Here is a 9,326-nt window from a genome sequence, read left to right as displayed (position 1 = left end):
CCACCGCCTTGCCGAGGAAGGGCGCCATGTGGTGCTCGCAGTGGCTCTCGACCTCGATGTCGCGCAGCAGGACCATGTCGTCATAGCCCTGCACGTCCTCGAAGACGCGCGACAGCTCCTTGGCCGGATCGGCTTGGTAGCCCTCGAACCATTCGCCATAGGCGTCGACCACGCGGCGCGGCGTGTCGATCAGACCCTCGCGGTCAGGATCGTCGCCGGTCCAGGCGATGAGGGTGCGCACCGCCTCCAGGGCCTGCTCGCGGCTCGGGCGCTTGCGGTCCGCATTGGCCGCGGGCGTGGTCACGAGCGCGGGCTTGAATCCGTCCATGGGAGGTCGCTTCACTGAAGATTTCGGCGGTTGGCCCGCCGGGTTCAGGCGCTATATGGGGCCGACCCCCTGGCCTGCAAGGAAACGAAGCCCGTGCCGCTCGTGCTCCACGACACCCTGACGCGCGAAAAGCGGCCCTTCCGGCCGCGCGAGGACGGCCGGGTGACGCTCTATGTCTGCGGTCCCACGGTCTACAACCACGCCCACATCGGCAACGCCCGGCCGTTCGTGGTCTTCGACGTGCTGTTCCGCCTGCTGCAGCGGCTCCATCCGGACCGGCAGGTGATCTACGCCCGCAACCTCACGGACGTGGACGACAAGATCAACAAGAAGGCCGCCGACGAGGGCGTGCCCATCTCGGCGATCACCGACCGCTACACCGAGATCTTCCATCGCGACATGGACGCCCTGGGCGTGCTGCGCCCTACTTTCGAGCCGCGCGCGACCGGGCATATCGACCAGATGATCGAGCTGATCGGCCGCCTGGTCGACAAGGGCCACGCCTATCCGGCAGACGGCCACGTGCTGTTCGATGTCGGCTCCTATCCGGCCTACGGAGCGCTGTCCCGGCGGAACCTCGAGGAGATGGAGGCCGGCGCCCGCGTCGAGGTCGCGCCCTACAAGAAGGCCCCGTTCGACTTCGTCCTGTGGAAGCCGTCGAAGCCCGGCGAGCCCGAGTGGCCGTCGCCCTGGGGCGCGGGCCGTCCCGGCTGGCACATCGAGTGCTCGGCCATGATCGAGGCGGTCTTCGGCGGCCCGATCGACATCCACGCCGGCGGCATCGACCTCGTCTTCCCGCACCACGAGAACGAGATCGCCCAGTCGGTCTGCGGCTGCGGCCATGCGACCCTGGCCAACTACTGGATGCACAACGGCTTCCTGACGATGGACGCCGAGAAGATGTCCAAAAGCCTGGGCAACGTCACCCTGATCTCGGAGCTGTTAGATCGATGGTCCGGCGAGGAGCTTCGATGGGCGCTGCTTAGCGCGCCCTATCGGCAACCCCTCGACTGGACAGATGCATTGCTCCGCGAAGGCAGGGAGCGGCTTCAACGCTGGCGGCAAATGGCGTCGGATGTGGGTGAACTATTCGTCGCGTCCGGGCGGTGGCAGGAGATGCTCGAACGACTGCGACGTGTCAGAGAGGACATTGATCTTTCACCCCATGTCCCTGGCTCAGCAAAAGCCGCGAACTGGCTAAGGCCGCTGTTAGACGACCTAAACACGCCATTGGCGTTTCAGCAGATCGAGCGGCTCATCAAGATGGCTCACCGGGAACGCAATCTTGCGGTCCACGCTCAAGCGCTTCCTTATGACGCGGCGCGGATGGCAATAGGGTATCTCGCGAATGCCGATGTGGGGCTCGAAGCTCTATTAGGTCGAGATGGCATGCTAATTTCAGCGGTTGAGGAGACGATGCACTCGGTTCTCGGAACAGAGGCCGACGAGGAAGGCTTCCTCCACCGAGTAGGCGTTTTGGTCGCGCAAAGATCGGAAGCGCGCGCCGCCAAAAACTGGGCCGAAGCCGATAGGATCCGTGACCAACTTTCCGACCTCGGTGTGATCGTCACCGACGGCCCGACCGGCGCGACCTGGCGGCGGGCCTAGCCCTCGGACGGCTTCAGCTTCGCCAGTTCGGGATGGACCTTGCGGACGTCCTGGTCCTTGTCCTTGGCGACGACCAGCACGCCTTCCGGCGTCGAGACCACCAGCACATTCTCCAGGCCCACCACGGCGACCGGCGGCCCGCCGGAGGCCCAGACGAGGGTGTTGGAGCTGTCGACGGAAAAACCGTTCAGCGCGGCGTTGCCGGCTGCATCGCGCGGCAGGTGCTTCCACAGTTCGGACCAGGAGCCGATGTCGCTCCAGCCCGGATCGCACGGCGCGACCGCCGCGCGTTCAGTCGGCTCCATCACCGCATGGTCGACCGAGATGGAGGGACTGCGGCCGAAGGCGTCCGCGTCCAACCGGACCACCTTGCCGGCCCGCGCCGCCACGCCCAGCGCCGCCTCGGCGGCCAGCAGCACCTCCGGACAGTGACGCGCCATCTCGCCGGCCATGACCTCGGGCGAGAACAGGAACAGCCCCGCGTTCCAGTCGTAGCCGCCGTCGTCGACATAGGCCTGGGCCTGCTCCAGCGGCGGCTTCTCGAGGAAGCGGTCGATGCGGAACACCTCCTCGGCCAGGGCCTCGGCGCGCTTGATGTAGCCATAGCCGGTGACCGGCCCCGAGGGCCGGATGCCGAAGGTGACGATCCGCTCGGCCGCCACGCCGGCCGCCCGGCTGATGGCCGCCCTCAACGCTTCGGGCGCGCCCATGACGTGGTCGGCGGGCGCCAGCAGCACCAGGGCGTCAGGGTCGATCTCGCGCGCCACCAGCGCCGCCACCCCCGCCACCGCGGCGGTGTTCCGCGCCATCGGCTCCAGCACGATGGCCGAGGGGCGCATGCCGATCGCCGCGAACTGCGCCTCGACCAGCTCCAGGTGGCGCTCGTTGCAGATGATGACCGGAGGCAGGAACTCCGTCTCGTCCGAACCTGCGAAGCGCAGGGCCGTCTGCTGGATCAGGGTCAGGTCGCCGTCGATGGCCTGGAACTGCTTGGGCCGCGCATCGGTCGACAGGGGCCAGAGGCGCGAGCCCGACCCGCCCGACATGATGACCGGAATGACCTTCGCAACCACGTCCTCGTCCCCGTACGCCCGGCCGCCCCCGCGGCCTATCCAACTGAAACAAGCCTATAGCCTGTCCTTTGCAACAATCGGTGACTGAAATTCACGGTCGCGCTGCCTCAGTCTGCTATGAGGCGCCACCCCGGCCGCCGATCCGGCGCGAGAAGATCCGACCCGGATGGGATTGATCCGAGCCCTGCCGCTGCCCGTCCGCCTGCCGCTGATCCGCGGCGGGCTGGCGGCCGTGCGCGCGGCGCGGACCCGCGGCTGGCCGGCCGCATCCCTGGATGGCCTCAAACCCGGCCCCCTGATCGTCACCGGTTTTCTCGACGAGGTGCTGGGCATCGGCGCCGCGGGCCGGGCGACGATCGAGGCCCTGTCCGGGGCGGGGCTGGAAGTCATCCCTCACCATCTGCGCCCGGCGATGAGGCGGGTCTGGTCGCCAGGCGCCATGCCGCCGCTGTCCGCCGGACCGGGTGGCGTCTGGCTGATCCACGCCAATGCGCCGGAGGCCGAGATCGCCCTGATGGCGCACGACCCGGCCGACTGGGTCAATCGCTATCGCATCGGCTACTTCGCGTGGGAGACGACCGAGGCGCCCTCGTCCTGGGCCCGCACGGCCCGCTGGCTGCACGAGGTCTGGGTCCCCAGCCGTTTCGTGGCGGACGCCATGGGCCGCGCCTTCGACCGCATTGGGCGGCCGGAGGAAAAGGCCAAACTCCGCGTCATGCCGCACCCGGTCTCGGCCCCGGCCGGGATCACGCCCGCGCCCGAACGGTTCAACCTCGATCCGGCCAAGCAGCACGCCCTGGTCATGTTCGACGGCCGCTCGGCTTTCGCTCGCAAGAATCCCTGGGGCGCCATCGAGGCCTGGACCCGCGCCTTTCCCGAGCCGGCGGCGAACGCCCAGCTTCTGGTCAAGGCGGTGTCGCTGGACGCCGATCGGGGCGCCGGCCGCCGTCTGAAGGCGCTGGCCGCCGAGCGGCCCGACATCGTCCTGCTCGAGGAGCATCTCACCGCCCTGGAACTCTGGTCCCTGCTGGCCTCGGTCGAGCTCGTGCTCAGCCCCTATCGCTCCGAAGGCTTTGGCCTGGTCCAGGCCGAAGCCATGGCGGTCGGCCGGCCCGTGATCGCCACCGGCTGGTCGGCCCCGGCCGAGTTCATCGACGACCAGTCCGGCGTGTTGCTGCCCTACCGTCTGATCCCGGTCCGCGACCCGACCGGCGCCTACAATCGCGGTGAGTGGGCCGAGCCCGACATCGACGCCTGCGCCCGCGCACTGCGCGACCTGCTCGATCATCCCGACAAGGCCCGCGCCCTGGGCGCCGCCGGCCCTGCCCGCGTGGCCCGCCTGTCGGAGCCCTGGTCCCGCGACAATCTCTCCCGGCTGCCGATGGCCGCCTTCCTCTCCCAAACCTGCTAGAAGCCCCCGCCATGAGCATCGCCTTCATCGACCTTCAGGCCCAGCGCCGCCGCATCGGCCCGACCATGAACGAAGCCATCCTCGCCGCCGTCGAGGGCGGCGCCTGGGTCATGGGCCCGCAGGTCCGCGAGTTCGAACAGCGCCTCGCCCAGTTCGGCAACGCCAAGCACGCGCTGAGCTGCGCCAACGGCACCGACGCGCTGGCCCTGCCGCTGATGGCCTGGGAGGTCGGACCGGGCGACGCCGTCTTCTGCCCGTCCTTCACCTTCGCCGCGACCGCCGAGGTCGTGCCCTGGTTCCAGGCCGAGGCCGTCTTCGTCGACATCCTGCCCGACACCTACAACATCGACCCCGACCACCTCGAAGCCTCCATCCAGGCGGTGAAGGCCGAAGGCCGGCTGACGCCGAAGGTGGTGATCGCGGTCGATCTGTTCGGCCAGCCGGCGGACTATCCGCGCATCCGCGAGATCTGCGATCGGCACGGGCTGAAGCTCATCGCCGACACCGCCCAGGGTTTCGGCTGCACGCTCAACGGCAGGCACCCGGTCGAGTGGGCCGACATCGCCACCACCAGTTTCTTCCCGGCCAAGCCGCTGGGCTGCTACGGCGACGGCGGCGCGGTCCTGACCAACGATTCCGACCTGGCCGAGCTGGTCGATTCCATCCGCGTCCACGGCAAGGCCGTCGCCCGCGACCTCAAGGACCGCACCTTCGAGCACGATCCCAAGTACCTGAACATGCGGGTCGGCATGAACTCGCGCCTCGACACCATCCAGGCCGCCGTCCTCATCGAAAAGCTCAAGGTCTTCGCCGAGGAGATCGAGGCCCGCGGCCGCATCGCCGCCAGATACAACGAACAGCTCAAGGATCACGTCACGGCCGTCCCCGCCGTCATCGATGGCGGCGTGTCGGTCTGGGCCCAGTACACCATCGAGCATCCCGACCGGGACCGGCTGGCCGTCCATCTGAGGGAGCAGGGCGTGCCGACCGCCGTCTACTATCCCATCCCGCTGCACCAGCAGCCCGCCTACGCTGGCCATTCGACGGGCCCGCAGGGCCTGCGGGTCACCGAGGACAAGTCCAAGGTGGTCATCAGCCTGCCGATGCACGCCGACCTCGACGAGGCGACCCAGGACAAAATCATCGCGGCCGTGAGGAGCTTCTCGTGACCGATCAGGAACGTCCGCTGAGGGTCGGGGTCGCCGGCCTCGGCGTCATGGGCCGCAACCACGCCCGGGTCCTGTCCGAACTGCGCGAGGCCGATCTGGTCTGCGGCTTCGATCCCGATCCCGCCACCGCCGAGGCGGCCCGCGCCTATGGCGCCGAGCCGATGACCGACGCCCAGGCCTTCATCGATGCCGGTCTGGACGCGGCCGTCGTCGCCACGCCGAACCGTCACCACGCCGAACTGGGCTGCGCCCTGCTGGAGCGGGGGATCTCGGTCCTCGTCGAAAAGCCCATCGCCGCCGACCTCGCGGGCGCACGCGCCCTGATCGAGGCTGCGAAGACATCCGGCGGGACGCTGATGGTCGGCCACGTCGAGCGCTTCAATCCGGCGGTCGAGGCGGTCAAGCGGGCCATCGCCCAGGACGACATCATCTCGGTCCAGATCACCCGCGTCGGCCCCTTCCCGCCGCGCATGGGCGAGGTGGGCGTGGTCATCGACCTGGCCGTCCACGACATCGACATCATCCGCCACCTGACGGCTTCCGAGATCGTCGAGGTCCAGCCGCAGCTGGCCCGCACCCACGCCGACCGCGAGGACACGGCGCTGCTCCAGTTCCGCACCGACCGTGGCGTGATCGCCCAGATCAACACCAACTGGGTCACGCCCTACAAGGCGCGCATCCTGCAGGTCGCCACCCGCCAGAAGTTCGTCGTCGCCGACCTCATGACGCGCCAGGTGTCCGAGTATTTCGACTATGCCCCGGACGGCTCCTATTCGACGCGCATGCTGCACACCTGGCCGGCCGAGCCGCTGAAGGCCGAGCTGTCGGCTTTCCTGGCCAGCGTCCGCAACAAGACCCCGCCGCCGGTGACCGGCGAGGACGGCCTGGCCAATCTCGAGGTGGCGCTGCGCTGCCTCGAAGCCGCTTGAGCGCCCCCGCTTCGGGGGCGGCTTCCGGCCTGCCCGCCCGCATCGCGGCCATGGGCCTGGTCGACGCCGCAATGGCGCGGCGCGGCGGCCTCGACGTGGCCATGAACGAGCCGGCCATGCGGGCCCTCAGCCCGGAAGATCGCGGCTTCGCCCGCGCGCTCGCGATGGCGACCCTTCGCCGGCTGGGTTCCCTCGACCGCATCCTCGACACCCGGCTTCAGCGTCCACCGCCCGAGCCGGTCCGGGCGCTCCTGCGCATCGGCCTGGCCCAGATGCTCTATCTCGACGTGCCGGATTTCGCCGCCGTCTCCACGACCGTGAAACTGGCCGAACGCGACGCCAAGACGCGCGCCTTCAAGGGCCTGATCAACGGCGTGCTGCGCGGCCTCGGTCGGGAGCCGGCCGCAGAGCCGCCGCCCGAGGCCGACATCCCCGCCTGGCTCTTCGCCCGCTGGTCGGCGCAGTACGGCGTGGAAGCCGCGCAGGCCATCGCGCTCAACGCCCGCGTCGAGCCGCCCGCCGATCTCAGCCTCAAGCCGTCCGCGGATGCGGCGGCCCTGGCCGAAGCCCTGCCGGGCGAGGTCCTGCCCGGCGGCACGGTCCGCACCCGGCGCGGCGGCGACGTGGCCGGCTGGCCCGGCTTCGAGAGCGGCGACTGGTGGGTCCAGGACGCCGCCGCCGCCGTCCCCGCCCGCCTGCTGGCGCCCAAGGCCGGAGAGACTGTCCTCGACCTCTGCGCCGCCCCCGGCGGCAAGACGCTGCAGCTCGCCGCCTCTGGCGACACGGTCACGGCGCTCGACCGTTCCGAGCCGCGCCTGCGCCGCCTGCGCGCCAACCTGGCCCGCACGGGCCTGGAAGCCGAAGTCGTCGTCGCCGACGGCGAGACGTGGGCTGACGACCGCACCTTCGACGCCGTCCTGCTCGACGCCCCCTGCACCGCCACCGGCACCCTGCGCCGCAACCCCGAGGCCCTCTATGCGCTCGGCCCGGCCGAGATCGCCAAGCTGGCCGACGTCCAGCACCGCCTGCTCGACGCCGCGGCGGCCCGCGTGAAGCCGGGCGGCCGGCTGGTCTATTGCGTCTGCTCGCTCGAACGCGAGGAGGGCGAAACCCAGGTCCTCGCCTTCCTCCGCCGCCACCCGGAGTTCACCCTCGCCCCGGCCGACCCCGACGCCGTGGGCGCGCCCTCCGAAGCCCTGGCCAAGGAGGGCTGGCTCCGCCTTCATCCCGGCCAGTGGCCCGAGCGCGGCGGCCTGGACGGCTTCTTCGTCGCTCGCCTGGAACGCGGCTAGAGGTTGCCCCTCAGGGCGACCCGGCCTATCCCCTGCCCATGGCCCAGCCGCTCATCTGTCCGTCCATCCTGGCCAGCGATTTCGCCCGGCTGGGCGAGGAAGTCCGCGCCATCGACGAAGCCGGCGCGGACTGGATCCACGTCGACGTCATGGACGGCCACTTCGTGCCCAACCTGACCATCGGCCCGGACGTGGTGAAGGCGCTCAGGCCCCACACCGCCAAGCCCTTCGACGTGCACCTGATGGTCGCGCCCGTCGATCCGTGGCTGGAGGCCTACCGCAACGCCGGGGCCGACATCCTCAGCGTCCATCCCGAAAGCGGCCCGCACCTGCACCGCACGCTGCGCCGTATCCGCGAGCTGGGAGCGAAGGCGGGCGTGGTCCTCAATCCCGCCACCCCGGTCGAGACGCTGGACTGGATGATCGAGGATATCGACCTGGTCCTCATCATGTCGGTCAATCCGGGCTTCGGCGGCCAGTCGTTCATCGACGCCTCGCTGAGGAAGATCGAGGCCGTGCGGGCCCGGCTCGACGCCGCGGGCTCCGATGCCGTCCTCCAGGTCGACGGCGGGGTGACGGCCGCCAACGCCGCCGCCTGCGTCAGCGCGGGCGCCACCGCGCTGGTGGCCGGCACCGCCGTCTTCCGGGGCGGGCAGAGCGCCTACGCCGCCAACATCGCAACGCTCAAGGGAGCCTGACCGGCCCGTGAGTGAAGCGTCCGACAGCCGCCCGGGCCTTCCGGCGATCAGCACGCCCAAGCTGCCGCGCCTGCCCTGGCTGGCCGCCGCCGCCCGGCTGAGCGCCCGCCAGCTCGGCGCCGAGGTGTTCGGGGCGCCCGGCTATGTCTGGACCCTGTCCATGCCGCGCGCTGAGGGCTTCGCCGCCGCCCCGCGCGACTTCCGCCCCGCCGACCCCAACGTCGGCCGCTCGACGGCCACGGGCCGATTCATCATCGCCGGCTCGGTGCTGGATGTCGGCTCGGTGGGCGATCCCTGGGATCGCCCCAGCCCCACCCGGCGCTTCGCGGTCGAACTCCACCGCTTCATCTGGCTCCCGGACCTCATGGCCTCGGGCGAGCGCGGTCTGCGCGAGGCGCTGCGCCTGATTTTCGGCTGGGCCGAGATCTTCGGCCGCTGGAACGCCTTCTCCTGGGGCCGCGAGTGCCTGCCGCGCCGGGTCTACAACCTGGCCTGCGCCGCGCGCCGGATCGCCGCCTCGGCGTCCGAGGCGGACCGGGAGCGTCTGGCGGACCTGCTGGCCCGCCAGGCGCGGCACCTCGCCCGCCTTCCGCGAAACCCGGGCGACGAGGCCGAGCACGCCTGCGCCATCGCCGTGGCCGGCGCCGCGCTCGCCGGCCGCGCCGGCGAGCGCCTGCTGTCCGCCGGCCTTGGCCGCCTGCGACGGGCTCGCCCGCGCCCCGAGGACACCGACGGCTGCCCCGCGTCGCGCCCCCCGGAACCCGCCATGGAGCAGCCGGACGACCGGCTCACCCACGACGACGCCCTGCTCCAGCACG

The 9,326-nt window shown here is 70.7% G+C and carries 8 protein-coding genes and 1 pseudogene; 7 read left to right on the top strand and 2 right to left on the bottom strand.

The annotated features are described in order from the left end of the window. On the bottom strand, positions 1 to 328 hold a 328-nt coding region (locus Q0M60_RS09275; RefSeq protein WP_296818534.1), incomplete at its 3' end, for a GTP cyclohydrolase I. Positions 329 to 421: 93 nt separating this feature from the next. Here Q0M60_RS09275 and cysS point away from each other — a divergent pair. Continuing rightward, on the top strand, positions 422 to 1,936 hold the full coding sequence (gene cysS, locus Q0M60_RS09270; RefSeq protein WP_296818539.1) for a cysteine--tRNA ligase: 1,515 nt from the start codon (positions 422 to 424) through the stop codon (positions 1,934 to 1,936). Here cysS and Q0M60_RS09265 read toward each other — a convergent pair. Next, positions 1,933 to 3,009, bottom strand: a complete 1,077-nt coding sequence (locus Q0M60_RS09265; RefSeq protein ID WP_296818531.1) for a sugar phosphate nucleotidyltransferase — start codon at positions 3,007 to 3,009, stop codon at positions 1,933 to 1,935. The genes cysS and Q0M60_RS09265 overlap by 4 nt on opposite strands. 166 nt (positions 3,010 to 3,175) lie before the next feature. Between Q0M60_RS09265 and Q0M60_RS09260 the strand changes: the two genes are divergently transcribed. The 6 genes and pseudogenes from Q0M60_RS09260 to Q0M60_RS09235 form a co-directional block, all read left to right on the top strand. Then, positions 3,176 to 4,420, top strand: coding sequence for a glycosyltransferase (locus tag Q0M60_RS09260; RefSeq protein ID WP_296818529.1), 1,245 nt, complete (start codon positions 3,176 to 3,178; stop codon positions 4,418 to 4,420). Between the two features lie 11 nt (positions 4,421 to 4,431). Then, on the top strand, positions 4,432 to 5,589 hold the full coding sequence (locus Q0M60_RS09255; RefSeq protein ID WP_296818528.1) for a DegT/DnrJ/EryC1/StrS aminotransferase family protein: 1,158 nt from the start codon (positions 4,432 to 4,434) through the stop codon (positions 5,587 to 5,589). Beyond that, positions 5,586 to 6,518, top strand: a complete 933-nt coding sequence (locus Q0M60_RS09250; RefSeq protein WP_296818526.1) for a Gfo/Idh/MocA family oxidoreductase — start codon at positions 5,586 to 5,588, stop codon at positions 6,516 to 6,518. Before Q0M60_RS09255 ends, Q0M60_RS09250 begins: the two co-directional genes overlap by 4 nt. A gap of 50 nt (positions 6,519 to 6,568) precedes the next feature. Next, positions 6,569 to 7,810, top strand: coding sequence for an RsmB/NOP family class I SAM-dependent RNA methyltransferase (locus Q0M60_RS09245; RefSeq protein ID WP_296818537.1), 1,242 nt, complete (start codon positions 6,569 to 6,571; stop codon positions 7,808 to 7,810). Positions 7,811 to 7,848: 38 nt separating this feature from the next. Continuing rightward, positions 7,849 to 8,508, top strand: coding sequence for a ribulose-phosphate 3-epimerase (rpe, locus tag Q0M60_RS09240; protein ID WP_296818525.1), 660 nt, complete (start codon positions 7,849 to 7,851; stop codon positions 8,506 to 8,508). 7 nt (positions 8,509 to 8,515) lie between these two features. Then, positions 8,516 to 9,326 (top strand): annotated as a pseudogene (locus Q0M60_RS09235) (heparinase); the annotation flags it as partial.

This window comes from Brevundimonas sp., from assembly GCF_024711105.1.
Classification (GTDB): domain Bacteria; phylum Pseudomonadota; class Alphaproteobacteria; order Caulobacterales; family Caulobacteraceae; genus Brevundimonas.
The sequence above is the reverse complement of the archived record's forward strand: the minus strand, read 5'-3'. Positions and strand labels throughout refer to the sequence as shown.

Coding starts and splice junctions, on each gene's coding strand:
- Q0M60_RS09245 (WP_296818537.1), top strand. CDS start 6,569: ATGGGCCTGGTCGACGCCGCAATGGCGCGGCGCGGCGGCCTCGACGTG.
- rpe (WP_296818525.1), top strand. CDS start 7,849: ATGGCCCAGCCGCTCATCTGTCCGTCCATCCTGGCCAGCGATTTCGCC.
- Q0M60_RS09260 (WP_296818529.1), top strand. CDS start 3,176: ATGGGATTGATCCGAGCCCTGCCGCTGCCCGTCCGCCTGCCGCTGATC.
- Q0M60_RS09255 (WP_296818528.1), top strand. CDS start 4,432: ATGAGCATCGCCTTCATCGACCTTCAGGCCCAGCGCCGCCGCATCGGC.